We start from the raw sequence: 25,220 nt of genomic DNA, 5'->3' as shown, positions 1-25,220 counted from the left end.
TAATTACAACTTCAAGGCTCTCAAGGTTCGGTCAAATGCTAACCCCATTAGACCTTCAACATCTGGATCAGTATATAATTTTCCACTATGCTGGCTAACCAAAATAGCAAACCCATACTCAAAGAGCTTAGAACGTGCTTTAGCCAAGTCTACAGAAGTACCTGTTACTTTACTTACATCTGAGAAAAAGGTCAAAAATAAACTCAAGTATTCCTCTAACGTTGTTTGTTCAAGGCTTAGGTTTTTCTGATTAATAGTTTCTATGGCCTTAAATAGACGGGCTGTGATTGCATCAACTGGATAGTAAATCTCCATTAAGCCTACAAGCTCATTCCTAAAATATTCAAATATCTTATGAGGAGATGAAAAATATGCTAGATTTGCTACTCCTGTTCCTGCCTAAGATTGCTTTTAGGTAGTCAGAAAAATTTGCTTTTTCCCTGAATTTTCGCCACTCGAAATATTTTTAAGTGGCGAAACAAATAAAGATAAAGGGATAAATGCTAATGTGGCATTTAGTCAAGGTAAAGTAGATGCTTGGTTTATCTGGGAACCATTTGTGACAAGAAATATCCAAAATAACACCGGACGGGTTTTAACTGATGGTGGTAACGGTTTGCGAGATACTAACAACTTTTTTTCCACAAACCGCAAATTCTATGAAGAAAATCGAGAAGTCATTAAAGTCTTTTTAGAAGAAGTACAAAAAGCCCAAAATTGGTCTAAAAATAACCCTAAATAACTTGCACAGTTACTGTCTGCAACAACTCAACTTGATCCACAAACATTAGAGGTTATGCACAAAAAGTATGATTTTACCTTGATTCCAATTACCACAGCAATTATTAATAAACAACAAGAAGTTGCTGACAAATGGTATGGTTTGAAACTCATACCTAAAAAGGTAAATGTGAGAGATGGCTTTTTAACTCCTGAACAATATGCCGAAATTACTCCTCAAGAAGTGCTTGCAAAAAAATAATATTTGGGACGTGAACTACTAATTAATATTGGGAAGTTGTGGCAATTTTTAACAGTTATGTCTAGCAAGTTTTTTGCCGTTTTCTAACTGCCAAACTCACGTATTTTTAAACCCATGCCTTATTCTTTAACCTTTACCACCTGTGAACGTCACTCCTTGAATAAAGTAGCGGTTGAAGAAGGCGTAAATACACAAAGCAGGTAGGGTAAAGACCATAGAAGCTGCCATGATGTAGTTCCAGTAACTGATATATTGCCCTTTAAAAGTGTTTAGTCCCAAGGGGAGGGTAAACATTTCCGGGTCAAATAAAATGACAACGGGTAACAAGAAATTATTCCAACTACCCATAAACACAAAAACAGCTTGGGCCGCCAGGGCTGGTTTGGCTAGGGGTAAGACGATGCGTCGGAAGATTCCCAAGGTGTTTAAGCCGTCTAATTGGGCAGCTTCTTCTAGTTCTCTGGGAAAATTGACGAAAAATTGCCGCATCATAAAAATGAAAGTGGCATTGACCATACCGGGTACAATCATCCCTTGATAGGAGTTGAGCCAACCGATCGCTTTTAAAATCAAGAATGTGGGAATTAAGGTAATCTGGGCGGGAACCGCTAGCACTGTCAGAATCAGGAAAAACCAGAAGTTTTTGCCACGAAAGCGTAGTCTGGCTAAGGCATAACCCGCCATTGAGTTAAACAATAAATTTAAAATGGTGACACTGGCAGCAATGATGACACTGTTAAATAGCCAACGCCAAAATAAAGGCTCTTGTAAAAAAATTTGTCTGTAGTTGTCAAAAGTGAAACTTTGTGGTATAAAATTTGGTTCACCGCTGACAATTTCCGCCAGCGGTTTAAATGACGCAGAAAGTGCCCAGAGAAAGGGAATCAGAGTGATAATACCGTAGAGTGTCAACACCACGTATAGCAGTACTTTCCACCAGGAAAAGCGAGAAGTCAAACTCACATGCTTTCGCCTCCAAAAAGTCGCCGTTGAATCAAAGTGAAGATGATGATCACCGCTGCGAGTAAAAAAGCGATCGCTGCAGCATATCCCATCTGTAAATTCCGAAACACAGCTTGGTAAATCAACAACACCACCGTCAGGGTAGCGTTATTCGGGCCGCCAGTACCACCGGAGAAAATATAAGACTGATCAAACAGTTGAAAAGTGCCAATTATCCCCACCGCCACCACAAAAAAGGTGACAGGCTGGAGTATGGGAATAGTCACATGGATAAACTTGCGCCAGCCATTAGCCCCGTCAATTTCTGCGGCTTCATAAAGCGATTGCGGGATATCTTGCAACGCAGCTAGATAAATCACCATATAAAACGGCGCTGTTGACCAAATATTCATGATCATAATTCCCTTGAGGGCAACTGCTGGATCTCCCAACCAGTTATAAGTAGGTAATCCCACAGTGGCGAGGACATCATTCAGTAGCCCATCGGTGTTATAAATCCACATAAAAATCAGTGTCAGGACGGCTGAAGAAGTGACTGTGGGCAAAAAATAAAGAATACGCCACCAGTTTTTACCGCGAATACCAGAATTGAGAGTGACGGCGAGGACTAGAGCCAAGATTGTTTGTGTAGGGACAACAATAGCGACATATTCAACAGTATTTCTCAACGCAATCCAAACCCGCTCATCTTCAACTAGGCGCGTGAAATTGCTGCATCCGATGAACTGATACTCAATTCCACCAAGCAGTTGGACTTTGTGCAGAGAAAGAAACACCGCATAGAGAATTGGCAAGACGACAAAAGCCCCCAAAACTAAAATCGTGGGTAGCATAAATAGATACCCACTCAAGTCTTCTGCAAGATTCCACCTGGGGCTTGAGCGCCGCCTGCTGATATTGTGCATGAGTGAACCTCCGTTTAAATATGCACAAATATGCTGTGGCGTTGAATTGTGCTTGATTTATTTATCGTACTGCCCAGAGAATTAAAAATCTCGCACCAAGAATCTAGGTTTACTGTAGACCATACATGTCAACTTAAGCGAGAAATGGCTTATCTGTTGGCTTCCACACCCGCCCAGAACTGAAGTTCAAGGCTAATAACTAAAGTCTACTGAAGTAGACTCAAGATTTTTTGCATATTTAGTCATCTTGAGATGACTTCTGTTATTAGCAAGGAACTTCAGTTCCTTGTGGGCTATAGGTTTTACGTTAAGTTGACACCAATGACTGTAGACTTGCTTAGGAATGAATTTCCTTAAATCGTTCTTTGGCTGATTGAAAAGCTTCTTGCATGACAAGCTGGATTTTCTGGGGATCTGGTTTCTTACCGCCCATCAAATCACCAAAATACACACAAGCACCTTCACCCAACGCCCAGGTGTACGCTGCAGCCCAAGATGCTGCAATTACACTACCGAAACCAGGTAAAAATTTGATTAACTCACGCGCCACTGCTTGAGCTAAAAAACCACCAGCGATCGCACTAACAATACCTCCAGCTTGGGATGGTGTCAAGGTCTGTCCGTACAATTTGCCCAACAGCCCCACCATAGAGACTTGCAGAGCAGTTAATACGGGCATGGTTGCAAATGGCAATGGTACTGCTGCTAAGGTAGCCGCCATGATGGCAAATGGTAACATGTAACGACGTCCGGCATCTCGATAAATATTACCTAGTTGCTTGCTTGCTTCTTCACGATCCAATAACTGATAAATCGCCCGCGCTTCTGCTTCTGGGAGTAAGTCGGCTAGAGTATCCCGCAGCGCTTCTAAACCATAAAATACGGGAGTGTAGCCATCTTCTTCTAAGGTAAAATCAATTAACACAGAGCGATGTCTGACGACAAGCCGCTTTGCGTCTACGCAAAGCTGTGCAAAAGCTTCTTGAATTGCCGTATTAGCTCGCTTTACCTCTTCATAGTCTGGTGGATAAACTGGATGATTATCTGTAGCAGGCGGATAGATTTCATGTAAGCAAGTAATCGCCAGCAAACAAGGAATATCTGGATATTTTTGATGTAACTCCTCAGCAATTTGTCGCAGGGTATCAGTAGCAAAATCATTAATCTTTACAGTCAAAATCAGCACCCTAGCGCTGCGAGTTGACTGTTGTAAATCTCCGATTAATTCCTGAATAATTGCTTGTGTATTTTGTTTAACATCTCCTAACCCTACCGTATCAGTAAAAATCAGTAACGGTAGGTCAGTTGAAGGATAGGCGTAGCGTTGAGTATGTTGGGTATGGGGACGGAATCCCTGACCGACAATTTCTGCGGACACTCCCGTCAAACCCCGGACAATAGAACTTTTTCCCGCTTGAGGCTTACCAATTAGCAGCGCTTCGGTGGTTGGTAGTTCGGCTCGAACTGTTTCTAAAATTTCTGCAACTTGAGTTTCGCTGACGCTAAACCATTTAATCACTGTCTGTGCTATTTGTTCTCCGGGTAGGAGTTGCACCAAACTTTGAGTTGCTTTGTTCCAAATACCACCAATGCGGTTTGTCCAGGAATCATCGACCGATAAAGTCGGTAAATTCTCAATTGGTTCGCTTGATTCCTGAGAATTAGCTGACTTCGCATTAGCATCATCTTGCTCAGTCATGGGAATTTAAACGGCAAATAAATGTTTACTACACCCTGTTTACCATTTTATGATGGTTCACGAGCCTAGCGATGGAGATACCTGCTATATCTATTGCAACAGCGACATGATTTCATCACACCAAGCTAACCAGCCTGTTTCGTAGTGAAGACCGCACAGCAGCGTGATGTATTGAAACTTGAGGGTTTTCGATAATGCTTGCGGGTTCTGGAAGTGCTGGCGCTGAATTTCTTGATAAATCGCTAATCGCTGCTGATGTTGCTGACGATGCGCTTCTAGCTTGGTGGCGATCGCTTCATAGGATACCAGATGCCCTACATAAAGTTTCACTAGCAACTCATCTTTAATCGGTGTCATTTCCTCCGCTTCGACAATCCACTGTGATAACTGCTGTTTACCTAAAGCCGTCACAGTATAGATGCGTTTGTCCGGACGGTTCTCCTGCTGCACAGATTCGGCTTGTATCCAAGACTTTTCCTCTAGGCGATTGAGTTCTCGATAAATCTGTTGAAAACTCGCACTCCAGAAAAATCCCACCGAACCTTCGACTGAGGGGTTGAACCGCTTTGCAAGGTCATAGCCGCTGCGGGGAGCATCGATCAAGGCTGACAAAATGGCATAGGTAAGAGACATAAACTAGGTTGACATATTCACTAAGTTGAATATAACCTAAATATTATATTCAATTTATTGAATAATCTTTTTTTTGAATAAAAAGAGGAATCTGAAGATGGCAAGTATAAACAGCTACTCCATTTATAAAATTGATTTACCAGAAAACCCAGAGGCTGTGGTTTTCGTCAACGGCATTTTGGCACGCGATCGCACCGGGTTTTTCTGGATGTGGAAAAATGTGCAGTGGATTAAGAATGCAACGACTGAGGCTGAAGGCTGCGTGCAAGTGAAAGCAGGACTTTGTGGAGTCAATGAAGTCATCATGGTGAGTTACTGGCGTTCAGAACAAGACTTGAAACAGTTCTTTAGAGGTGAACCGCATCGCCAGATGATGCAGTTTGTGATTAAACATCCCAATAGCCTGTGTTTGTATAACGAGACATATCAACCGAGTCACAGTGGCAAATACAGCCATGAACCACAGGGGATGGCAACACTTTACCCAAGTTTGGCAAATTAAAGAGAGAACTCATTCCCTAATTCCATGACTGATATAAATACGCAGATTGTACAAACAAAGGTATTGATTACTACATCTGATGGACAGATGCCTGCTTTCCTGTTTACCCATCCCGAAGGTGGTCAAAAACCAGCCGTTTTGTTGTTAATGGAGGCATTTGGTTTAACGTCCCATATCCAGAATGTAGCAACGCGAATCGCTAGAATTCCAAGGTTCATCAACAAAACCTTCAGTGCGATCGCTCATACTGGAAAATAGACAACACATCGAAATCCTATGGTGAGTATTCCCAGAAACCTTCTCGACTTAACCCAAACTCCCCATGCTGGCTATCACTGGGATGGTAGTAACCGCCGCTTTTTTGAAGGTTGGTATTACCGCGTGACTTTACCTGAAAACGGGCAAACCTTCGCCTTCATGTACTCCATCGAAGATCCTATCGGCGGTAAACCCCACAGCGGTGGAGCAGCCCAAATCCTCGGCCCCAACGACGAATATCTCTGTCGGACTTTTCCCGATGTGCAGAAATTTTGGGGTAGTCGAGATGTCTTAGGTTTAGGTCATTGGGGAAAAACCGACTTACAAATTCAACCGCTCTATCTCTTAAGAGCAGAGTTTGAACGCCATGTTCAAGAAGGCTATCAAGCTACAGCCACTTTAAATCAAGGTGCAATTCACGACCCAGCCACAGGTAATTATTGCCGTTGGCAGTATGAAATTAAACCAGTGTATGGCTGGGGTAATCAAGGTAGTCTACAACAGTCAGCCGCTGGGTGGTTATCATACTTGCAAATCTTTGAACCCGGCTGGCAAATTTTAATGGCTCACGGCTTGGCTAGTGGGTGGATTGACTGGAATGGCAAAATCTATGAATTCACCAACGCCCCGTCCTACGGTGAGAAAAATTGGGGCGGTGCTTTTCCGCAAAAATGGTTCTGGATTAATTGTAATTGCTTTGAAGGCGAACCCGACTTAGCGTTAACTGCAGGCGGTGGGCGGCGTGGTGTACTGTGGTGGATGGAATCTGTAGCGATGATTGGTTTGCATTATCAAGGTAAATTTTATGAATTCGTACCTTGGAATTCTCAAGTTGACTGGCAAATTCAGCCTTGGGGAAGATGGCAAATGCAAGCCCGTAATGCCAAATATGAGATTGAACTGACAGGGACTACACATCACCCCGGAACACTTCTGCGCGCGCCCACAGCCAACGGTTTAATTTTTTGTTGTCGAGATACCATGCAAGGAAAGCTGAATCTTTCTCTCAAAGAACTTAGTAGCGGTAAATCTCAAATTATCCTCAAAGCAGAAAGTAATCTTTGTGGTTTAGAAGTCGGCGGCGGTGCTTGGGACAATTCTTGGCACTCTCGCTAAAGCTGCTATAATCCTAGACGTGACACTTTTTTTGGGGCTGTAGCTCAGTTGGATAGAGCGAGCGCCTCCTGAATTATCGGGCACCATAAGGGAAACTTTATGAGTGAATGTGGTCAAATTCAAGGAAGCCTAAGTTTGGCAGCAGATAAGGTAATCTTGAGCCAACCTCTACCAAAATTAGGTAGAGAAGGTGCAGAGACTGGTTTTAGGGAGAAAAACACGATAGACTACCATGTCTTATCAAAAGTAGAGCAAAGAGGTATTCTGGTTGGAATGTTATTGGGTGATGGAGGTAGAAGTAAAAAAAACTTCTTTATTCAACATTCATGCAAGCAAGAAGAGTATATTCTTTTTAAGAAAAATCTTCTTGAAGAAATAACAGGAAAATCAGTCAATGTCCGACGATGGGATACCAAAGAAGGCTATAGCCTAATTCGCATAGACCCTAAGTTAATTCCCATAACACGGGTTTTGGTTAAGAAGCTATATAAGGCAGGAACTAAAACTATAACTAGAAAGTTCCTTAACCTGTTAACTCCCCAAGGAATAGCTATATGGTTTATGGATGATGGTTCTAAGTCCTTCAAGAAAAAAAATGGCAAAATCCATGCTGTTGAAATAACTTTAAATACTTATATTTCCCAAGAAGAAAATGAGATTATAATTTCTTATTTTTCTGAAGTTTGGGGATTTAAGTGGGGGTTAAATAAAAGCAAAGATTTTTATCGTCTACGAATGGGGACTCAAGAAGGGAAAAGATTCTTTTCTTTCATTAGTCCTTATATCCACGAAAGTATGCTCTACAAAATAAAAATCTCCCAAAACATAACGGCCACCGCCTAAAGGTGAAAAACCTACGGTGAAGGTATAGTCCAGAGAGTGGGGAAACTCACACAAATCTGAAGCGCTAGGTCGTGCGTTCAAGTCGCATCAGCCCCGTCTTTGTTTAATCCCTGAAATCTTTAATTTAAAGAGATTTTAGGGATTTATTGTTGATAACTCTGATTCTTTCCCGAGCCAGTGGTATGGATTGAGGAAGATGGGAAAATTTCAGCGACTAAACGAGTAGTTGGAAATTGCGGAAATAACCTTGATTTCCTAAACAATATCGGCAAAATTTATCAACCCAGTGGGGGAGATTTTAATTTTCAAATTTTAGATTTATTCATCTTTTTGATAGAGGGAGCTAATTAATTCACTAGTGAAGATAGGAGTAACCTTTAGAGGTGAATAAATATGGCTAAGGCGAATCCAGTGGAAATCCAAAAACACTTGAAAGGTGTTGATTATCCTGCAGACAAGCAAAAATTGATTGAACATGCTAGACAGCATAATGCTGATCAAGATTTGCTATCTATATTAGAGCAATTGCCAGAAGATGAAGAATATAACACACCTACCGACCTGAACAAAGCCATAGGCAATATTGTTTAGGTTATGATTCTGGCGGGAAATATTCACCAGATTTTCCGCCAGTTTTATTTAATAGCCGAATTTCCACAATTTGTATCGACTTTTCTAAGGCTTTGGCCATATCGTATAGCGTTAAGGCTGCAATGGAAACAGCAGTTAAAGCTTCCATTTCTACGCCTGTTTCGGCTTTAGTTTTGACGATCGCCTGAATTTGATAACCTGGAAGCTGAGGATCGGGTGTCAGTGTCACCTCAACTTTGTGCAATGGTAAAGGATGACATAGGGGAATTAAACTAGCTGTTTGTTTAGCAGCCATAATCCCCGCTAGCCTTGCAGTCCCCAATACATCCCCTTTGGGAGCATTCCCAGCTTGAATCGCCGCGAAAGTTGTCGGTAACATCCGTACTTTGGCGCCAGCCACAGCTTGACGAACTGTGGGGATTTTGTCAGACACATCGACCATCTGCGCCTGTCCTTGCTGATCCAAATGAGTTAAATCAGTTGAGGGAAAATTTGATGAAAAAATGTCTTGCGTCATTTGGGGAGAACGTGCTACTATAATTTTCTGGATAGGGGCGTGTAGCTCAGTGGACTAGAGCACGTGGCTACGGACCACGGTGTCGGGGGTTCGAATCCCTCCTCGCCCGTTGATAAAAATAGGTTGTTTGATTGTAGAGATGTGAAATTTCGCGTCTCTACAGTTATTTGAACACAACACAGAATCAATCTCATCCACTTATGGTTTATTCAGGGAGTAAACATCTTCACAGCGACCAAGAGCAAAACGCACAGAGAGAGATAAATTCTTGCTGGACTGGGTGAGGAAAATCAATAAGGCGAGAAAAGTTAAGCCAGCACACAATGCAAACATGTGACGATATCCCACTTGTTCGGCAATGGAACCGAGTAGGGGAGCGGCGATCGCAATTCCTAGATCAAAACCGGCTACACAAATCGCAAAAACACGTCCCCTTTCTTGTGGTAAGGAGCGGTCTGCCATCATAGTTGTAATCATAGAAATTAGCGTACCACCACCGCAACCCTCAAGACAAGCAGCGATTAAAAAAGCGATCGCACTGTTGGCTTGCCAAAGTAGGAGCATAGACAAAGTGTAAGCGAGAATGCTGCCGGTGATAAATAAACCACGACCGAGGCGATCGCTGGCTCGACCTGCAAATATTCTAATACTAAAACTAGCGATCGCTGCAGCCGTGAAAAACAAGCCAGCATTTAAATCTATCTGTGTTGACTTGATAAATAAAGCCACATACGTGTGCAAAGTCCCTACAGCCAAACCCACCAACAACATCACCAGCGCCGGAATTCTCACCCGTGGACTCAGCAAAAGACGCCAAAACTGGCGATCGCTGTTTTCTGTGGGTAAGGGTGCGGGGATGGGAGGATTAGCAACTTGTAAAGTGCCCAAGAAACTGATAAAAGCTAACTCAGATGCTACCAAAAACAAAGCTGGGTAGCCCGCTCCCGCTTGTAAATATCCTCCCAAAATCGGCCCAATCGCTAAACCAATGGGAGCAGTCAGACTCATATAGCTAATAATTTCGCCCCGAATAGCGACAGGTGCTAAATCTGCTACCAATGCGCTGTAACCAGTGGTGAAAGCAGCGATACTGATACCATGAAAAATGCGGACAGCCATTAGCATCGACATGGATTTAAAAACCAAATAACCAAAAGGTGCGATCGCTGCCACAATAACACCAATTAATAACAAAATCTTCCGACCACTTTGATCCGCTAACCTCCCCAACAGCGGACGAAATACCAACAAGCCGATCGCAAAACCACCCATAACGATGCCAATTTGTTGCTTACTTGCACCCTCATCCTCCAGATAAAGTGGTAAGGTGGGTAACAAAGAAGCCATACTAGACCAGAATAATAAACCTGCGGTAAATAAAACCAACAGGTTTTGCCGCAGACGGGCGTCGAAACTATCAAAAGCTTTCAAAGTAGATATAAGTTGACGCTAAGTGTGCTTGATGAATATTGTTACGTTACTTAACATTTTTTGCTACTACCTCTCGCACACGATAGATGGGGCGCCCTTGGGATTCGTGGTATGTACGCATTAGCAATTCAGCTAACAGACCAAAGCAAAATAATTGTACCCCCGTCACCAACAACAGAACTGCTAAAATCAGCAACGGACGATTACCAATATCTTCACCCCAAGCCAACTTGACAACAGTCAAATAAACGCCAATCACCACACCCACCACCATTGAGATTAAACCCAATAGCCCAAAAACGTGCATCGGGCGAGTGAGGAATTTTTTCATAAACAAAATAGTTAACAAATCCATCAACACTCGAAAAGTCCGCGATAGCCCATATTTACTTTTACCGAAACGCCGAGCATGATGTCTAACTGGCATTTCCGTAATTCTTGCTCCTTCAATATACGCTAAAGCAGGTAGAAATCTATGTAATTCCCCGTAGAGATGCATATCAGCTACCAATTCCGCCCGATAAGCCTTGAGAGAACAACCATAGTCATGGATATCAACGCTAGTGGTACGCCGAATCAGCCAGTTAGCGATTTTGGAAGGAAGTAAACGATTTAGTGCTCCATCTTGGCGTTTTTGTCGCCAACCGCTCACCAAATCGTAACCCTCATCCAATTTTGCTATCAACATGGGGATATCAGCGGGGTCATTTTGCAAGTCAGCATCCAAAGTGACAATCACCCTTCCCAAAGCATAATTAAACCCAGCCGCCATGGCTGCAGTTTGACCGTAATTACGCCGCAAAATCACCGCTTTTAAATCGTTGCGTCCCTGGGCTTCAGTTTTCAGGAATTCCGCCGAACCATCGCTAGAACCGTCATCTACACAGATGATTTCATAACTCAAGCGACTATTTATTAGGGTAGAGGCGATCGCTCCCAATAACAACGGTAGACTCTCCACCTCATCCCGCACCGGTACCACCACCGAAACATCAGGGACAGCACCCAAAATCGTTTCCCTTTCTCCACTCACCCTTGGCGAAACCCATCCACTCCTCATAAAACCTCACCGTTTCTGTGGTTCGTAACTCTTGATCACCCTACCAGCACCCCGCAGTTGCTGATAATATGACCGACTCACCTCGTCTCCCTGTTCCGACAAAACATCAATTCCGATTCCATTGCGTCCTTGGGTCTTTCCGGAACTGTGAATATAGCGATTATCTCCCAAATAAAGACCGACATGAGTGGCTTTTTGAGGAGTCCCGAAGAACACTAAATCTCCTGGAGTTAATTCAGAAATAGCAATCGGTTGAATAAAACCTTCTTGTTGATAAGCGTCTCGTGGTAGCCAAATCCCAACCGAAACAAAAGCAGCCTGCATTAACCCAGAACAGTCATAATTTGGTTCTACTGTACCACCCCAAAGGTAATAATTAGCTTGTTGCATGGCTTTGTGGGTGAAAGCAATTACCTCTGGAAGTAATTTTTTAATCTCAGATTCAGTCAATGACCGCGCCTGATAAAGTAAGGTAGCTGGTTGTAATAAACTCAAATCAGCAATAGCCAGCCATCCTGGATAATCATCTTCGCACAAATAGACCTCAACTGCGGCATCTTGATAATTTGATGTTAGACGTAAATGTCGCCCGCTAGAGGCTTGAGTCGCCAAGCTCTGACATTCAGGAGAGTTATATAAGTTCAAGTCAGCCAGACAATGGTACTCAACCGATTGGTTATTGGGGATTGTGGATTGATTTGTTAGCATACTCGAAGGTGATTAACTCAATGAATTTCTTTCGCAAAGACGAACAACTCGACAAAATCGGGTCAAATATTTTAGAAGCAATTTGGGCAGCATTTCCCACCTTAGCCCATAACCAAATTGCCTTAACTTGGATTGTCTACGATCCGCCTGTACTAGTAAATACTGGTGGTGCGCTGACTCCTGATGCTTTTTGGAATCATATTTACCGTGGTTTCACTTACCGTGGTGGCGAAAGAATTTACCCAGCTAGTGTGGTGAAGTTGTTTTATCTAGTCGCAATTAATGAATGGCTGGAAAAAGGGATGACTCAAACTTCCCAGGAGTTAGAAAGAGCCATCCGCGATATGATTATAGACTCCAGTAATGATGCTACCAGTTTAGTTGTCGATGTGTTGAGTGGTACTACCTCTGGCCCAGAGTTACCCGTTGGGCCTTTTGATACTTGGAAATCCCAGCGTCAGATTATTAACCGCTATTATCAAACTTTGGGTTGGGAAGAAATGCAGACAATTAATGTCTGTCAAAAAACTTGGTGTGACGGGCCTTATGGACGAGAGAGAGCATTTTATGGCCAGATGTTGGATAACCGCAACATGCTCACAACCGATGCGATCGCTCGATTGTTGCATAGTATCATTGGTGGAGTTGCGGTTTCTAGTGGGCGATCGCAAGCAATGATGGCTTTGCTCAAACGCAGCCTTAATCCTGATGATTTACCAATTGATGTGGAAGAAGACCAAGTAACAGGTTTCTTGGGTGGTGGATTACCGCAAAATGCCCAAATTTGGTCAAAAGCTGGATGGACGAGCCAAGTCCGCCATGATGTAGCGTATATTGAGCGTGACGAGCAGCGTCCTTACCTTTTAGTTGTATTTACTGAAGGCAAAACCAACGCTAAAAACAAGACCATTTTACCGTTTGTTTCTCAACTAGTGGCAGAAGCAATTAACAGTTTGTAATATGAACGAAACGGTTATGACTGCGAGTCGCTAACTGGGGTGTCAAACTGGACTTGGCGGTATAAATCAGCGATCGCTATTTCCACACCCACTGATTCTAACCACAATTTATCTGTCAAACTATACTCAGATAGCACCCATTTTCCTTGTTCGTTGCGGCGAAACACTTCTACACCCGGTGGCGCTACCTGTACTAAAACATACTCTTTTAAGGTGGAAGATTGGCGATATTGAGCAAATTTTTTACCTCTATCGGCGGCTTCTGTCGAAGGTGATAATACTTCGATAATTAAGCAGGGAAATTGCACCAATTGTGCATCGTTTTCACGCTCGTCGCAAGTCACCACCACATCTGGATAAAAATACTTTTGCCCTGGTGCTACCTGTACCTTGACATCTACAATATATACTTCACAGCCCCGCTCTGCTAAGGCATCATCCAGCAGTTTAAAAAAATTTGCACAAACCCGGTTATGGTTGCGTGTAGCACCACTCATCATCACGACTTCCCCATCCCAATACTCGTAGCGTTCCTCTTGGGTGGGTTCCCAAGCGAGATATTCTGCGGCGCTCATGAATATGTTAGCGGATAATGCAACCATGAGAGTGATGGGGAATGAATTACTGGATCTAATATAGCGGAGTTGCACCAATGCCTTTGTAGAGAAATGAAATTTTACATGTCGATCTCAGCAAACTTACACTATTCTCGTCCGAGACGAACTGCTTCTATTTTACACTTTTCGCAATAATTCTCGAATGACAATATGACAATCACCAAAAGCTAAAGGTGTAATTGTCACATCTTCTGCAAGTATGCTCTCACTGCGATATCCATCTGAACCGGGAAGACGATACATGTACAACTTGCGTCCATTGATATCTAAAATCCAGTACTCAATAATACCCGATTTAGCATAAGCGATTGCTTTTACTTCTCGATCATATTTCAAACTAGAATCAGCTATTTCAATCAGTAAAAACACTTCACAAGCGCGGGGATGGTGATCCTCATAATCTAATTGATCCAGCTTCACCACAGAAATATCTGGTTCTGGTTCTGAATAATCATCAAGTTGCACTGGCGACTGGATTCTTAGTAAAACTTTATCACCTAACCGTTGACGTAAGATTCTTTCTGTGCGTGTAATTGCTGATTCGTGAGCAGTTCCCTTTGCTGACATTTTGATGATTTGTCCAGCGATTAACTCTAAGCGTTCTTCAGGATGAAAAATTCCTGTTTCCGCCATTTTATGATATTCTTGGACACTAATTAGGCGAATATTGGTGAGCATAAAAATCACCCTAACGTCCTGTCATTTTATCGCGTAGATGCTTGATGCGATCGCGCAATTTTGCCGCTTCTTCAAATTCCAAGTTTTTCGCCGCTGTTTTCATCTGCGTTTCTAACAAAGTAATCAATTCTGGAATCTGCTCTAATGGTATTTCATCCAGATGTTCATCTACAACTTGCAAATCAGTTGCATTCAATCTGCGAGAAACATCTAAAAATGATAAAATCGCGTTACTCGATTTTTTGACGATCGGTTGTGGCGTAATTCCATGCATTTTGTTGTAAGCCATTTGAATTCCTCTTCTTCTATCGGTTTCATCAATGGCTTTAATCATGCTATCTGTCAGATTATCAGCATACATGATTGCTTGTCCCCGGACGTGACGCGCGGCTCTACCAATAGTTTGAATCAAGGAACGTTCAGCACGCAAAAAGCCTTCTTTATCTGCATCTAAAATTACTACTAAGGAAACTTCTGGTAAATCTAAACCTTCTCGCAGCAAGTTTACACCCACCAATACATCAAATTTTCCCTCGCGTAAATCTTGCAAAATTTCAATCCGCTCAATCGAGTTAATCTCGGAATGTAAATACCTCACGCGAATACTATTGTCTTGCAAGTATTCTGTTAAATCTTCCGCCATGCGCTTAGTTAAAGTAGTAATTAACACTCGCTCTTGACGGTCAACTCTGTCTTTTATTTCACCCAACAAATCGTCAATTTGTCCTTCTGTAGGACGCACGGAAATTTCCGGATCAATTACACCAGTTGGGCGAATTACTTGCTCAACTATATGATTTTCAGAAACTTCTAATTCCCAATTTCCCGGCGTAGCCGAAACAAAAATACATTGATTGACTTTTTCCCAAAATTCCTCTGCTTTTAAAGGACGGTTATCAGCCGCGCTGGGAAGACGAAAACCATGATCAATTAATACTTTTTTTCTCGCTTGATCGCCGTTATACATCCCGCGAATTTGGGGAACTGTCACGTGAGATTCATCAATTACTAATAGCCAATCTTTGGGAAAGTAATCAATTAAACATTCTGGTGGTTCTCCCGCTTGTCTTCCGGCTAAATGACGGGAATAGTTTTCGACACCGTTACAATAACCAACCTCGCGCAACATTTCCAAATCATAGCGTGTACGTTGATCTATGCGTTGCGCTTCTAATAGTTTTCCTGCTGCTTCTAAGTCGGTTTTTTGCTGTTTTAATTCTGCAGCAATATCATCACAAGCCACTTCTAACCGTTCTTCTGGTGTCACAAAGTGACGCGCTGGATATATATTCACAGCTTCCATACTGCTGATAATTTCACCAGTCACCGGGTCAATATAGCGAATTGCGTCAATTTCATCGCCAAAAAATTCGACACGAATAATCCTATCTTCATAAGCTGGGCCGATTTCTAAGACGTCACCCCGGACGCGAAACTTTCCTCGTCCCATTTCCACATCATTGCGGCTGTATTGCACATTTGCTAAATCTCGTAAAACTTGGCGTTGATTGACTTCCATTCCTATCTGTAGGGGAATCGCCGCTTTTAGGTATTCTGAAGGAATCCCCAAGCCGTAGATACAGCTAATGGAAGCGACAACAATAACATCACGACGTTCAAAGAGCGATCGCGTCGCTGAATGTCGTAACATATCTATCTCATCATTAATTGCCGCCGTTTTCTCAATATAAGTATCGGTGACGGGAATGTACGCTTCTGGTTGATAATAGTCATAGTAGCTGACAAAATACTCGACGGCATTTTCGGGAAAGAACTCCCGCAACTCGTTACACAGTTGTGCTGCGAGGGTTTTGTTATGCGCCAGTACCAAGGTAGGTTTACCAACCTTCTCAATCACTGCAGCTACTGAAAACGTCTTACCTGTTCCCGTAGCTCCCAGTAAAGTTTGGTAACGATTACCGGATAGGATACTAGAAGTGAGTTGAGCGATCGCATTTGGTTGATCGCCCGTTGGACTAAAAGGTGCTTGAAGACGAAATTCAGTCATACAGTTTTGCTGTAAATACCTCCTTTCATGGTAGCGATACCGTCCCGTACCCGTTGTCTCCGTATACTTAAAAATATTTCTTTACAAAAGTTAACTGTTCAGATTTACTTATGTGTAGGTTTTGAAGATATATATATCTATATAAGGTTTTTTAAGGTTAAACTCTCATATATAAAGAAAAAATTCACGTCTGTTTAATTATTGTAAAAACCAGTTAACAAACCACAGGGGTTGATTTATGACCATAAGCGCTACTGGCAAAACCATCAGTCCTCGACAAAAGCACACCAAGCTTAAAGGGGACACTACAGTTGAAGTTGAAAATAATCAAGGTAGTAAATTGAGTACAGATAAAATCGAACCAACCACTGACCCATCAGTGAAAGAAGGCGAAACTTCAGAAAAATCTACAACCAAAGAAACACTTGCAATTGCTGCAGTGCGTCCTGTGGGTAGTAGCGACTTACAAGTTGCAGAGACAGTTTCCATTGCTGGAATACGTCCCATCAGCGCCAGCGACTTACAAGTAATAGATACATTTAACGCTATGGGAGTTCGTCCCATCGGCGCTAACACACTCGAAGTTGTTAGCAGTATTAACCTCTCCGGAATTCGTCCCATCGCTTCGAGTTCTCTAGTAGTTGCTGAAAGTTATTCAGTATTTGGTAATCGCCCAGTAGCATCAAATGATATTGATAATCCCGAAGGTCTAATGGGTTATTTAGATTAGACCAAAAAATCATCCCCATAGCTTGACAGCCTGGATTCCTAAAGGAACTGGGCTTTTTTTTATTGAATACTACACATAAATTAATTTGGCGAATCAATAATATGATTTCCAGTAAAACACCCAAGATAAAAAATTGGGTATTTACGACTTCCGTCCTGAATAAAAATATTTTCTACTCTCTTAAAATTAATTTCTCCTTCTTAGAGCATAGATGAACAATATATCTAGTGACGGAAGGCTGTACTAAAAACTTTAAGTTACTTTGTAAGAGTGATAACAAACAGTTTCAAAGTTAATTGTTGACTTTGAAATAAATTCTCTACTTAAACAGGAGTTCAAAATGAGCTTAGAAGAAAGAGCAAAAGCTACAGCAAAAAACGTTGAAGGTAAAGCCCAAGAAGCACTGGGAAACGTCACCGGAGATCCAGAAGATAAAGCTGAAGGTAAAGCCAAGCAAGCCGAAAGCGAAGTGCGTCACGGAATCGAAGATGTCAAGGACAACGTGAAGAAAAAGCTTGACTAAAACTTATATCTTCTGCAAAAACTCTACAGATCAAGTGGGGACGCATATCATTTTTGTAGAAAATATCAGGTAATCTAAAATCGCATCTATAACCCTATCTTATCCAGTTAAGTGGAAAAGGTGGGGTTTTTATAATATAAAAAAATATCTTTTTAAGATGGGCATTGTCCACCGCATCTGCTACTACAAACTGATTTAATTTATGAACCATTTTAAATGGTAGATGCCGTTAAGTAGATAACTAAAAATCATGCAGATTAAGCAACCTTGCGTTTCTGACGCTGCTTCAACCGCGCTGTAATCAAACCAGCACCAGCAGCTATAGTAGCAGCTATAGTAGCGGGTTCAGGAACTAGCTGCGGAGTAACATTGGTAACATTAAAATTACTTACACTAGTTGTAAAGGTCGGTAATTCTCGATAAAGTCCACCAACCCGAAAAACACGAATATTAGCTCCACCAGCTGTGAAAGCGAAGCCTTGAGGATCTAAAAACGGCGCATTTGCAAATAACAGGTTGTCATTGTTGCCAAAAGTACCTGGTGCTAACAGGCTGAGTATATTGTTTGTCACACCGTTCGATGTTCTTGTTCCAGTGATTCCCGTGATGGTGTAACTGTTATTTCCAGCATTTAAGTCAGTAGTAGTCAAAGTCCCACTAGCTGAAGCTGTGCTACCACCAATCCCTGTAAAAGAATAGTTAAAATTAAACAACTGTGCCGCTTGGGCGCTAGAAGGTAGGCTGACACCAGCTAATCCCACAACTACGCCAGCAGAGGCTATTGCCAGTTTTTTAGTCAATTTCATCAAAATAATCCTCCCGTCTTAGCGGTTATTACTGAGTTTATGGTATTTAATGTATCAAAAAAAACAACACGAGCAATATATTTACGAGATATAATATGCATTAAATTTTACTTATTTTTATATAAATATATCTACTATCTCACATTGTGTAGTTAAACACCCTTGTAACGTGGGTTGAGCGGAGCCGAAACCCACCAAACCCTGGATAAAGTAGGTAGACACAAATATAGAGAAGATACATTTCAACTAGACGGATTTCGACTGCGCTCAATCGGCGACGGTACTGATTTCGATGGTACTCAATCTGCGACAGCGTTAATTAAGTACAATTGCAGGTTTTTTCAACCAGCAAATAGTTTTACTAAAAAAATCGTACTGATTACTGATATTATTAGTGTAATTAATATTGTAGTCACAACTTTCTCTAAAATAAGAGTAAAAGTAAGTGAGCAGTTTCAGGGTTTTAATGTGCAACCGCGTTGAGTGTATAATCAGACTCACTGCTGGGTAAGTCTACCATCAACTTTTACCTCTTTGCAGGAGTAATAATTATTAGTGATTTTTGAAAAAGATTAAATAGGCTGAACGCTGCCTATTTCACGAAAAAGTCATCATTGACTAAACTACCAGTGTCACACAATTTTTGTATTTGTGTGATGCATTCTAGTCCTGCAAACTTTAATTTTATCCAGTTCAATTTCTTCTGTTTATTTTTCCAGACATATGACCAAATCTAGTAATGACCAACAACAACTCCTTCCTTTAGTAAAGGAACTGCAGGATTTTTCCTTCAGCCAAGTGGGTTCAATCATGATTTTACGTACCCTTGGCTACGGACTGCTGCTATTAGCATTATTTGACATCGTTGAAATGTTAGTTCCGCCAAGTTTTATGAATCCTGCTTGGGAATTTAGTACCTTTGGAGCCATAGTTGAACGAGTACCAGTACCATTAATTGGGTTAGGGCTGGTATTTTATGGAAATCTCCATTCCCGAAGCAAATGGGAATTTTTAAGTCTCAGATTTTTCTCGTGGTTAACCTTAGTCTTGACAGTGGTGTTTATATTACTAATTCCTTTAAGTGTAGTTAACACCGTCCGGCTAAGTAAACAAAATGTTTCTCAAATTAATGCTTTATCTGACCAACAAATCTCTCAAGCTGAACAGATAGAAAAGCGAGTTAATCAAGCCACACCTGAGCAAATTAACAATTTATTAAAAGCACAAAATCAGCCTTTAGGTGAGAAAAGTACCCAAGAACAAAAAAATCAAATATTGTCACAAGTATCTCAAGCTAAAGCACAAATTAAAACTCAAGCCGAAGCTGCTCAGTCTTCTCGCAATGTGAATTTATTTAAGAATTCTGTAAAATGGAATCTTGGTTCTTTAGTTGCTGCAGCCTTATATTTTACTTTTTGGAAAACAACTAAATGGGCGAGAATTAAACCGTAATCTTGTTAAAATTACGGGAAATTTACTAGCTTTATTGGGTTTAAAATAGTTACAAAGCCGGGATTTTCCCGGCTTTCAACGATTAAAAATCAATAACTAAAAATCAAGTTTTAGGAAACCGAGGTTGCCACCAACGATACCAAGAAAACCAAACATTCTCTAGTCTTTTATAAGCAGCTTCAGGAGAAGATTTTTGTAAATTTAGAGATAAATGTGTCCAAAGACAACGCTGGTCTTTGAGATTTCGCTCACCCTGTAACCAAGATAATATATTTTTAGAGTCTATATTACTTAAGTTTTGATTAAACTGTTCGTTGGTAAAAGTACTCTTACCTTGTGGATTAATACAAGCACTTAGATAGGCTCGTTGCTGGTCAATACCTAAGCCATAAAAGCCAATTTCTTGATGTTGACGCACAATCGCCGGAGTAGAATTAGATGTGAGGGTTTTAATAAAATAAGGCACATCCCCACTCTTGACATAGCGCATTTCAATATCTACAGGCGTGTTGTTTTGAGTGTATCTATAGGACTTTTGTGAAATAATTTGTAATTTTGTTGTTGGTGGCGTTGCGGCGTTAATAGTTACTGGTTTCCATCCAAGTAAGGGTATTTTTTCCGGAAAAACAAAGGAAGTAGTATCATCAGTTTTATTTACAGTCGGAAACCAGATGACTTTCCCTAAAAGTAAAAGAATGCTACTAAACGTGAAAAACAAAAGAGTTAAGCGGAAACGTTTCCAGAGCATAATCAGATTTAAATTTGAGTATAATCTTGCTTTTCTTGTTCATTTCTCAAGAAGAAGAACCAGCAGAAACACCCAAATAATAAAACAGAAACCACTGGAAACAATTGAGAGCCTTCTCCATCATGCCAGTAACTAAATAACTTTTGATCACCGCTAGCTACAAATATAGCCATCAGTGCAACTCTCATAGCATTAACGATGAATGCTAAAGTAATAGCGACAATTGGAGCTATTATTTTTTGCTGCTTTTTGATGGGAAACATAGAAATAAAAAGTATTGATATACCTAATATCTGAATAATTTGTTCTATTCCAGAACAGGCGCTATATACTTCTATCCCTTTACCAAGTTTGGGAAAAGAAATTGTTAACCCAGACCGAATAACATCAGAGCCTGTATACCAAAGAATTAAATTGACAAACTTAGCGGTGAAAATAGATATGTCAAAGATGGGCGCTAACAAGAGCATGAATATTCTTGGTGCTGCTAAAAAAAACAAAGCTAACAGTTCATTTTTATATTGTTTTAATCCCTTAACACCAGAAGCTAATAGCGCCAGTCCCAAGGCGGAAATAAAAGGAAAACAAGAAAACCATATGTTATCTAGGCTTGGGGGTATAAATGCGACTCTTAAAGATATTAATAAAATCAGGGATATCCCGAAAAAGCTAGAAAATATTTCGCTGTGGAGATTTAAATTAAAGCGTTTTTCCCAAATAATAGAAGATATTGCCATCAAAAATAGAACACTATTGAAGAATAAACTTAGGTCTTTAGATTTCCAAACTATAGCTAAATGAATTACTATTAAAGCTGTAGCGATCGCCAACAATAAGAACTGCGTTGGTTTTCTCTTTAAACTGTTAAGTGAGATTTCTTTCATATCAAAAGCAGATATTCTCAATAGTCAGCAATTTTTTTATTTACTGTTAAAGTATTTATTATTACATTAACTCTGTTAAGAATAGTCAATTTATGCGTAGATATGCCAGTCTGATAGCTGATCTTTATAAAATCTTTAATTGAGGATTGAAAAAAATCTGCAATGCATAAAGTTAAATATTTTCTGTGTAGAATCAGTGAAATATTTTTAGGAAATTATACTTATTTTTAAGTAAAATTACTTATAAAATAGGAAGGATGGGAAAAACTGCTAAATAATAAAGGGCGATCGCAAAATGTGCGATCGCCCTGGGATTAAATTAATTTAAAATAGCTGAGGCTTGATGTGTTTACACTGTTGCCAATTCTGGTGTAGGACGCTTGCTATTGCGGATAGATGCGATCGCTTCAGCATAGTCCTTAGCGTTAAATACAGCTGAACCAGCGACAATCGCATTAGCACCAGCTTCTAAAACTTGCCAAGTATTATTTGCTTTCAGCCCACCATCAACTTCAATCCACAGGTCAAGACCGCGCTCGTCAGATATTTGGCGCAACTTGCGAATCTTAGGAAGCACACCAGGAATGAAGCTTTGACCACCAAAGCCAGGGTTGACGCTCATAATCAACACCAAATCGGTCAAATCTAAAACATATTCAATTAATTCTAAAGGCGTAGAAGGGTTGAGTACTACCCCTGCTTTTTTGCCCAATTCCTTAATTTGACCAAGAGTCCGGTGTAAGTGAGGCGAAGCATTATGCTCGGCGTGTACCGAAATGATATCAGCACCAGCTTTCGCAAAGCCTTCTACATATTTCTCTGGCTCCACAATCATCAAATGGACATCCAGCGGCTTCGCCGTAATTGGACGAATCGCCTCCACAACCAGAGGCCCTATTGTAATGTTAGGTACAAAACGTCCGTCCATTACATCAACATGTATCCAATCTGCTCCAGCCGCGTCTACGGCTCGAATTTCATCACCCAGACGACTAAAATCGGCTGACAGGATAGACGGAGCAATTACAACAGGCTTTTGAGATATGTTTTGGGTCATGGCTAGTGGGTTTTCAAGCGTCCTCGTCTGTAGGCATTGTAACAAAATATTGAGCAAACGCTCATAAATTTTGCTCTGGTGTTTTTTTATGAATGGGATCTGGGGAGGTGCGCTGACGGGTATACGTTGATTATAGAAAATTGGCTTTGAGGGCGATATCCTCATACTATAAAATATTTTTTTAGTCAATTATATTGCTGAATTTTATAAATTTAATTCTTCTATATAATAATCACGCATAATATATATACGTATGCTATCTTCTGGAGTGTGATGTTGTCAGTATGGAAAACATCAAATATTGGATTGTGGTTGCATCAAAAAATCATGTGCAAAACGGGGTAGAAGGAGGTTTTATACAAGCCTGTCACGGTAAAGCTTCACCGCTGAATCACATAGGAGTCAATGACTGGGTGGTTTACTATTCCCCAAAACTAGAATTTGGAGGTGAGCAAAAATGTCAGGCTTTCACAGCAATTGGACAAGTAATAGGTAATGAAGTTTATAACTATGATATGGGTAACGATTTTATTCCCTACCGTCGTGATGTCCAATTTTGGAATTGTTGCGAGATACCTATATTACGATTAATTCCCTACTTAAATTTTATTAAAAATAAACGTAATTGGGGGTATGTATTTAGGTTTGGTTTTTTAGAAATTGCTCAAAATGACTTTGAGATTATTGCTGGGCAAATGTTATGCAATATAGAAGAATTAAAGGGAGTACCAATTGACATTTATACCGAAAAATCGAGTCTTTCAATTTGAAATTCCAGACGATAGCCCTGGATTTTTGTTGTGGCAAATTTCTAATCTTTGGCAGAGAAAAATGAATGCTGGACTGAATCATTTGGGACTGACTCATGTACAATTTGTGCTATTAGCGGGGCTAGTTTGGCTAAATCAAGACCAAGAAACTGTGACTCAAGCTAAATTAGCCACCCATGCAAAAACAGACATTATGATGACTTCAAAAGTTTTACGAGCTTTAGAGCAAAGAGGGTTAGTGAAGCGAGAACCTGACGCCAGAGATACTAGAGCTAAGTCACTCACAATTACTCAATCAGGTTATGAATTGACTATTGAGGCAATTAAAATAGTAGATGAGATTGACCGGAAGTTTTTCAGTATTTTAGGAAAAGAATTAGGCAGTTTCAATCATGGTTTGCGAGCAATTAGAGATAGCGGCAAATTAGAGGAGCGTTTAGAAAATCGAGGTTGGGAAATAGCTGAATCATGAAAAACTCCACACTGTACTTGTAGAGTCAATGTAGGTAGGTCACGAAAGCAATCTTTAGAAGTGCAGGTAATTGGTAATAGTCCAATTACCTACCGCCAAATTTTTTGTTCCTTTGTGGGGGGAGAATTTTGATTTTTGTTATGCCTAATGTGTTCCAGGTGGAAATAATCTAGGGCTAATAATTATCTCCCGAAACCCTTACCTTTGCTGGTAGAAGGTAGACAAACACAATTTTCTAACTGAGTGAGCAAAGTTTTTTGATCCAAATTTTGACCAATCAGCACCAGTTGGTTTTTTGGTTCACTTTTCCACTCATCATCATCCATTGTGAAACGCTTACCGCACAGGTGGAAAATATGGCGTTTAGGGCTTTCATCAAACCACATAATTCCCTTAGCCCGGAAAATATTTGTGGATAGTTGATTATCTAAGAAATATTGGAATTTGCGAATAGAAAAAGGTTTGTCACTCTGGAAAGAGATAGAGGTAAAACCATCATTTTCTAAATGATGAGAATGCTCGTGATGGTCATGGTCATGGTTATGGTTATGGTCGTGGTCGTGGTTATGATCATGATGGTCGTGACCGCATGTAGAATGGTCATGTTCATGGTCATGATGGTCGTGAGTATCTGCCGTATTACCAAAATATTTATCAGATTCAAACAAACCAACACTGAGAATTAAAGCCAGGGGAACTTGTGAACGGGTAGTGCGAAGAATTCTTGCTCCTTCTTTGACCTCATCGATTTTCTTTTCTAACTCATTGAGAGTAGCTTCACTGACTAAATCTGCTTTATTGAGAATAATCACATCACCGTAGGCAATTTGACTATACGCTGCTTGGGAATTGAATAAATCTAGGCTATAATTTGCCGCATCAACTACGGTAATAATCGAATCTAGGCGAGTTAAATCGCGTAATTCTGTACCCAGAAATGTCAGAGCTACTGGTAGCGGATCTGCTAGTCCAGTGGTTTCTACAACTAAATAGTCTAGCTTTTCTTCCCGTTCTAAAACTTTATAGACAGCATCTACTAAATCATTATTAATGGTGCAGCAGATACAGCCGTTGTTTAATTCCACCATGTTCTCGTCAGTGGAAACAATTAACTCGTTATCAATACCAATTTCGCCAAATTCATTGACTAAAACAGCAGTTTTTAAACCTTGCTGATTAGTGAGAATATGATTGAGTAAGGTTGTCTTGCCGCTACCGAGGAATCCCGTAATAATTGTTACGGGTAAGCCTTGTTTTGGCGCATCTAGTGCTGAAAATTCCGAAGAAGCTGATTGCATGGCGCGAGTG

Annotated in this window: 28 protein-coding genes, 1 tRNA gene and 1 pseudogene; 13 read left to right on the top strand and 17 right to left on the bottom strand. The window is 40.7% G+C overall.

The genetic code is table 11. The annotated features are described in order from the left end of the window. Positions 1 to 3: 3 nt before the first annotated feature. On the bottom strand, positions 4 to 315 hold the full coding sequence (locus MIC7126_RS0107075) for a hypothetical protein (RefSeq protein ID WP_017652437.1): 312 nt from the start codon (positions 313 to 315) through the stop codon (positions 4 to 6). 184 nt (positions 316 to 499) lie between these two features. Here MIC7126_RS0107075 and MIC7126_RS27205 point away from each other — a divergent pair. Beyond that, positions 500 to 982 (top strand): annotated as a pseudogene (locus tag MIC7126_RS27205) (ABC transporter substrate-binding protein); the annotation flags it as partial. A gap of 126 nt (positions 983 to 1,108) precedes the next feature. On the opposite strand, the gene MIC7126_RS0107060 reads toward MIC7126_RS27205, so the two are convergent. The 4 genes from MIC7126_RS0107060 to MIC7126_RS0107045 all read right to left on the bottom strand — a co-directional run bounded on the left by MIC7126_RS0107060 (position 1,109) and on the right by MIC7126_RS0107045 (position 5,182). Then, on the bottom strand, positions 1,109 to 1,945 hold the full coding sequence (locus tag MIC7126_RS0107060; protein ID WP_017652434.1) for a carbohydrate ABC transporter permease: 837 nt from the start codon (positions 1,943 to 1,945) through the stop codon (positions 1,109 to 1,111). Next, positions 1,942 to 2,850 carry a carbohydrate ABC transporter permease gene (locus MIC7126_RS0107055; protein ID WP_026100089.1) on the bottom strand — a complete coding sequence of 303 codons (909 nt, stop codon included), beginning with the start codon at positions 2,848 to 2,850 and terminating at the stop codon, positions 1,942 to 1,944. The genes MIC7126_RS0107060 and MIC7126_RS0107055 overlap by 4 nt, the downstream gene beginning before the upstream one ends. A 337-nt stretch (positions 2,851 to 3,187) precedes the next feature. Further along, complete coding sequence (locus tag MIC7126_RS0107050; protein ID WP_017652432.1) at positions 3,188 to 4,549, bottom strand: YcjF family protein; 1,362 nt, start codon at positions 4,547 to 4,549, stop codon at positions 3,188 to 3,190. Between the two features lie 90 nt (positions 4,550 to 4,639). Next, entirely contained in the window at positions 4,640 to 5,182 is a 543-nt protein-coding gene (locus MIC7126_RS0107045; RefSeq protein WP_017652431.1) for a PadR family transcriptional regulator, read from the bottom strand. 97 nt (positions 5,183 to 5,279) lie between these two features. Between MIC7126_RS0107045 and MIC7126_RS0107040 the strand changes: the two genes are divergently transcribed. From MIC7126_RS0107040 to MIC7126_RS0107015, 5 genes are all read left to right on the top strand, one after another. Beyond that, the gene (locus tag MIC7126_RS0107040; protein WP_017652430.1) at positions 5,280 to 5,684 is read left to right on the top strand and encodes a monooxygenase family protein; all 405 of its coding nucleotides are present in this window, start codon (positions 5,280 to 5,282) and stop codon (positions 5,682 to 5,684) included. A gap of 24 nt (positions 5,685 to 5,708) precedes the next feature. Then, positions 5,709 to 5,942 (top strand): dienelactone hydrolase family protein, encoded by a 234-nt coding sequence (locus MIC7126_RS0107035; protein ID WP_017652429.1) that lies wholly within the window; start codon positions 5,709 to 5,711, stop codon positions 5,940 to 5,942. 18 nt (positions 5,943 to 5,960) lie between these two features. Next, entirely contained in the window at positions 5,961 to 7,058 is a 1,098-nt protein-coding gene (locus tag MIC7126_RS0107030; RefSeq protein WP_017652428.1) for a tocopherol cyclase family protein, read from the top strand. A 99-nt stretch (positions 7,059 to 7,157) separates the two neighbouring features. Next, positions 7,158 to 7,901 carry an LAGLIDADG endonuclease gene (locus MIC7126_RS0107025; protein ID WP_017652427.1) on the top strand — a complete coding sequence of 248 codons (744 nt, stop codon included), beginning with the start codon at positions 7,158 to 7,160 and terminating at the stop codon, positions 7,899 to 7,901. Positions 7,902 to 8,294: 393 nt separating this feature from the next. Then, complete coding sequence (locus MIC7126_RS0107015; protein WP_017652425.1) at positions 8,295 to 8,492, top strand: DUF2795 domain-containing protein; 198 nt, start codon at positions 8,295 to 8,297, stop codon at positions 8,490 to 8,492. A 1-nt stretch (position 8,493) separates the two neighbouring features. Here the strand turns inward: MIC7126_RS0107015 and moaC are convergent, their stop codons facing one another. After that, complete coding sequence (gene moaC, locus MIC7126_RS0107010) at positions 8,494 to 9,009, bottom strand: cyclic pyranopterin monophosphate synthase MoaC (protein WP_017652424.1); 516 nt, start codon at positions 9,007 to 9,009, stop codon at positions 8,494 to 8,496. 35 nt (positions 9,010 to 9,044) lie between these two features. Here moaC and MIC7126_RS0107005 point away from each other — a divergent pair. After that, positions 9,045 to 9,118, top strand: a tRNA-Arg gene (locus tag MIC7126_RS0107005). A gap of 89 nt (positions 9,119 to 9,207) precedes the next feature. On the opposite strand, the gene MIC7126_RS0107000 is transcribed toward MIC7126_RS0107005, so the two are convergent. From MIC7126_RS0107000 to MIC7126_RS0106990, 3 genes are read right to left on the bottom strand one after another with little or no spacing between them, the layout of a single operon-like run. Next, entirely contained in the window at positions 9,208 to 10,440 is a 1,233-nt protein-coding gene (locus MIC7126_RS0107000) for an MFS transporter (protein ID WP_017652423.1), read from the bottom strand. Positions 10,441 to 10,486: 46 nt separating this feature from the next. Then, positions 10,487 to 11,500 carry a glycosyltransferase family 2 protein gene (locus tag MIC7126_RS0106995; protein ID WP_026100087.1) on the bottom strand — a complete coding sequence of 338 codons (1,014 nt, stop codon included), beginning with the start codon at positions 11,498 to 11,500 and terminating at the stop codon, positions 10,487 to 10,489. A 6-nt stretch (positions 11,501 to 11,506) separates the two neighbouring features. Then, positions 11,507 to 12,208, bottom strand: coding sequence for a C40 family peptidase (locus MIC7126_RS0106990; protein WP_017652421.1), 702 nt, complete (start codon positions 12,206 to 12,208; stop codon positions 11,507 to 11,509). 20 nt (positions 12,209 to 12,228) lie between these two features. On the opposite strand from MIC7126_RS0106990, the gene MIC7126_RS0106985 reads away from it, so the two are divergent. After that, positions 12,229 to 13,167: a serine hydrolase gene (locus MIC7126_RS0106985; protein ID WP_017652420.1), complete on the top strand. Its 939-nt coding sequence runs from the start codon at positions 12,229 to 12,231 to the stop codon at positions 13,165 to 13,167. A gap of 14 nt (positions 13,168 to 13,181) precedes the next feature. Here the strand turns inward: MIC7126_RS0106985 and MIC7126_RS0106980 are convergent, their stop codons facing one another. The 3 genes from MIC7126_RS0106980 to uvrB all read right to left on the bottom strand — a co-directional run bounded on the left by MIC7126_RS0106980 (position 13,182) and on the right by uvrB (position 16,470). Next, positions 13,182 to 13,769, bottom strand: a complete 588-nt coding sequence (locus tag MIC7126_RS0106980; RefSeq protein ID WP_026100086.1) for a Uma2 family endonuclease — start codon at positions 13,767 to 13,769, stop codon at positions 13,182 to 13,184. A gap of 132 nt (positions 13,770 to 13,901) precedes the next feature. Then, positions 13,902 to 14,462 carry a Uma2 family endonuclease gene (locus MIC7126_RS0106975; RefSeq protein ID WP_017652418.1) on the bottom strand — a complete coding sequence of 187 codons (561 nt, stop codon included), beginning with the start codon at positions 14,460 to 14,462 and terminating at the stop codon, positions 13,902 to 13,904. 10 nt (positions 14,463 to 14,472) lie between these two features. Continuing rightward, the gene (uvrB, locus tag MIC7126_RS0106970) at positions 14,473 to 16,470 is read right to left on the bottom strand and encodes an excinuclease ABC subunit UvrB (protein ID WP_017652417.1); all 1,998 of its coding nucleotides are present in this window, start codon (positions 16,468 to 16,470) and stop codon (positions 14,473 to 14,475) included. A 238-nt stretch (positions 16,471 to 16,708) separates the two neighbouring features. On the opposite strand from uvrB, the gene MIC7126_RS0106965 reads away from it, so the two are divergent. Continuing rightward, complete coding sequence (locus MIC7126_RS0106965; protein WP_017652416.1) at positions 16,709 to 17,200, top strand: hypothetical protein; 492 nt, start codon at positions 16,709 to 16,711, stop codon at positions 17,198 to 17,200. A 340-nt stretch (positions 17,201 to 17,540) separates the two neighbouring features. Continuing rightward, on the top strand, positions 17,541 to 17,723 hold the full coding sequence (locus tag MIC7126_RS0106960; protein ID WP_017652415.1) for a CsbD family protein: 183 nt from the start codon (positions 17,541 to 17,543) through the stop codon (positions 17,721 to 17,723). Positions 17,724 to 17,980: 257 nt separating this feature from the next. On the opposite strand, the gene MIC7126_RS28575 is transcribed toward MIC7126_RS0106960, so the two are convergent. Next, on the bottom strand, positions 17,981 to 18,529 hold the full coding sequence (locus MIC7126_RS28575; RefSeq protein ID WP_017652414.1) for a PEP-CTERM sorting domain-containing protein: 549 nt from the start codon (positions 18,527 to 18,529) through the stop codon (positions 17,981 to 17,983). A gap of 723 nt (positions 18,530 to 19,252) precedes the next feature. On the opposite strand from MIC7126_RS28575, the gene hpsJ-A reads away from it, so the two are divergent. Beyond that, positions 19,253 to 19,981 (top strand): HpsJ-like protein, cyanoexosortase A-associated, encoded by a 729-nt coding sequence (gene hpsJ-A / locus MIC7126_RS0106945; protein ID WP_017652412.1) that lies wholly within the window; start codon positions 19,253 to 19,255, stop codon positions 19,979 to 19,981. Between the two features lie 103 nt (positions 19,982 to 20,084). Here the strand turns inward: hpsJ-A and MIC7126_RS0106940 are convergent, their stop codons facing one another. The 3 genes from MIC7126_RS0106940 to rpe all read right to left on the bottom strand — a co-directional run bounded on the left by MIC7126_RS0106940 (position 20,085) and on the right by rpe (position 22,670). Further along, a complete protein-coding gene (locus tag MIC7126_RS0106940; protein ID WP_017652411.1) occupies positions 20,085 to 20,729 on the bottom strand; it encodes a cyanoexosortase A system-associated protein in 645 nt (214 codons plus the stop codon). A gap of 8 nt (positions 20,730 to 20,737) precedes the next feature. Then, positions 20,738 to 21,613, bottom strand: a complete 876-nt coding sequence (gene crtA, locus MIC7126_RS0106935; protein WP_040629718.1) for a cyanoexosortase A — start codon at positions 21,611 to 21,613, stop codon at positions 20,738 to 20,740. A gap of 349 nt (positions 21,614 to 21,962) precedes the next feature. Continuing rightward, positions 21,963 to 22,670, bottom strand: a complete 708-nt coding sequence (rpe, locus tag MIC7126_RS0106930; protein ID WP_017652408.1) for a ribulose-phosphate 3-epimerase — start codon at positions 22,668 to 22,670, stop codon at positions 21,963 to 21,965. A gap of 284 nt (positions 22,671 to 22,954) precedes the next feature. Between rpe and MIC7126_RS0106925 the strand changes: the two genes are divergently transcribed. Next, positions 22,955 to 23,440: an EVE domain-containing protein gene (locus MIC7126_RS0106925; RefSeq protein ID WP_017652407.1), complete on the top strand. Its 486-nt coding sequence runs from the start codon at positions 22,955 to 22,957 to the stop codon at positions 23,438 to 23,440. Then, entirely contained in the window at positions 23,403 to 23,912 is a 510-nt protein-coding gene (locus tag MIC7126_RS27195) for a MarR family winged helix-turn-helix transcriptional regulator (protein WP_238553616.1), read from the top strand. Before MIC7126_RS0106925 ends, MIC7126_RS27195 begins: the two co-directional genes overlap by 38 nt. A 182-nt stretch (positions 23,913 to 24,094) precedes the next feature. On the opposite strand, the gene MIC7126_RS0106915 is transcribed toward MIC7126_RS27195, so the two are convergent. Continuing rightward, entirely contained in the window at positions 24,095 to 25,210 is a 1,116-nt protein-coding gene (locus MIC7126_RS0106915) for a CobW family GTP-binding protein (RefSeq protein ID WP_017652405.1), read from the bottom strand. Positions 25,211 to 25,220 lie beyond the last annotated feature (10 nt).

Source organism: Fortiea contorta PCC 7126, from assembly GCF_000332295.1.
Classification (GTDB): domain Bacteria; phylum Cyanobacteriota; class Cyanobacteriia; order Cyanobacteriales; family Nostocaceae; genus Fortiea; species Fortiea contorta.
Note: the sequence above shows the minus strand (reverse complement) of the source record. Positions and strands in the feature narration are given on the sequence as shown.

Bases quoted from the DNA above. Each gene is read 5' to 3' on its own strand.
- MIC7126_RS0107075 (WP_017652437.1), bottom strand. From the start codon at position 315: ATGGAGATTTACTATCCAGTTGATGCAATCACAGCCCGTCTATTTAAG.
- MIC7126_RS0107055 (WP_026100089.1), bottom strand. From the start codon at position 2,850: ATGCACAATATCAGCAGGCGGCGCTCAAGCCCCAGGTGGAATCTTGCA.
- MIC7126_RS0107050 (WP_017652432.1), bottom strand. From the start codon at position 4,549: ATGACTGAGCAAGATGATGCTAATGCGAAGTCAGCTAATTCTCAGGAA.
- MIC7126_RS0107045 (WP_017652431.1), bottom strand. From the start codon at position 5,182: ATGTCTCTTACCTATGCCATTTTGTCAGCCTTGATCGATGCTCCCCGC.
- MIC7126_RS0107040 (WP_017652430.1), top strand. From the start codon at position 5,280: ATGGCAAGTATAAACAGCTACTCCATTTATAAAATTGATTTACCAGAA.
- MIC7126_RS0107035 (WP_017652429.1), top strand. From the start codon at position 5,709: ATGACTGATATAAATACGCAGATTGTACAAACAAAGGTATTGATTACT.
- MIC7126_RS0107030 (WP_017652428.1), top strand. From the start codon at position 5,961: ATGGTGAGTATTCCCAGAAACCTTCTCGACTTAACCCAAACTCCCCAT.
- MIC7126_RS0107025 (WP_017652427.1), top strand. From the start codon at position 7,158: ATGAGTGAATGTGGTCAAATTCAAGGAAGCCTAAGTTTGGCAGCAGAT.
- MIC7126_RS0107015 (WP_017652425.1), top strand. From the start codon at position 8,295: ATGGCTAAGGCGAATCCAGTGGAAATCCAAAAACACTTGAAAGGTGTT.
- moaC (WP_017652424.1), bottom strand. From the start codon at position 9,009: ATGACGCAAGACATTTTTTCATCAAATTTTCCCTCAACTGATTTAACT.
- MIC7126_RS0106995 (WP_026100087.1), bottom strand. From the start codon at position 11,500: ATGAGGAGTGGATGGGTTTCGCCAAGGGTGAGTGGAGAAAGGGAAACG.
- MIC7126_RS0106990 (WP_017652421.1), bottom strand. From the start codon at position 12,208: ATGCTAACAAATCAATCCACAATCCCCAATAACCAATCGGTTGAGTAC.
- MIC7126_RS0106985 (WP_017652420.1), top strand. From the start codon at position 12,229: ATGAATTTCTTTCGCAAAGACGAACAACTCGACAAAATCGGGTCAAAT.
- MIC7126_RS0106980 (WP_026100086.1), bottom strand. From the start codon at position 13,769: ATGGTTGCATTATCCGCTAACATATTCATGAGCGCCGCAGAATATCTC.
- MIC7126_RS0106975 (WP_017652418.1), bottom strand. From the start codon at position 14,462: ATGCTCACCAATATTCGCCTAATTAGTGTCCAAGAATATCATAAAATG.
- uvrB (WP_017652417.1), bottom strand. From the start codon at position 16,470: ATGACTGAATTTCGTCTTCAAGCACCTTTTAGTCCAACGGGCGATCAA.
- MIC7126_RS0106965 (WP_017652416.1), top strand. From the start codon at position 16,709: ATGACCATAAGCGCTACTGGCAAAACCATCAGTCCTCGACAAAAGCAC.
- MIC7126_RS0106960 (WP_017652415.1), top strand. From the start codon at position 17,541: ATGAGCTTAGAAGAAAGAGCAAAAGCTACAGCAAAAAACGTTGAAGGT.
- MIC7126_RS28575 (WP_017652414.1), bottom strand. From the start codon at position 18,529: ATGAAATTGACTAAAAAACTGGCAATAGCCTCTGCTGGCGTAGTTGTG.
- hpsJ-A (WP_017652412.1), top strand. From the start codon at position 19,253: ATGACCAAATCTAGTAATGACCAACAACAACTCCTTCCTTTAGTAAAG.
- MIC7126_RS0106940 (WP_017652411.1), bottom strand. From the start codon at position 20,729: ATGCTCTGGAAACGTTTCCGCTTAACTCTTTTGTTTTTCACGTTTAGT.
- crtA (WP_040629718.1), bottom strand. From the start codon at position 21,613: ATGAAAGAAATCTCACTTAACAGTTTAAAGAGAAAACCAACGCAGTTC.
- rpe (WP_017652408.1), bottom strand. From the start codon at position 22,670: ATGACCCAAAACATATCTCAAAAGCCTGTTGTAATTGCTCCGTCTATC.
- MIC7126_RS0106925 (WP_017652407.1), top strand. From the start codon at position 22,955: ATGGAAAACATCAAATATTGGATTGTGGTTGCATCAAAAAATCATGTG.
- MIC7126_RS0106915 (WP_017652405.1), bottom strand. From the start codon at position 25,210: ATGCAATCAGCTTCTTCGGAATTTTCAGCACTAGATGCGCCAAAACAA.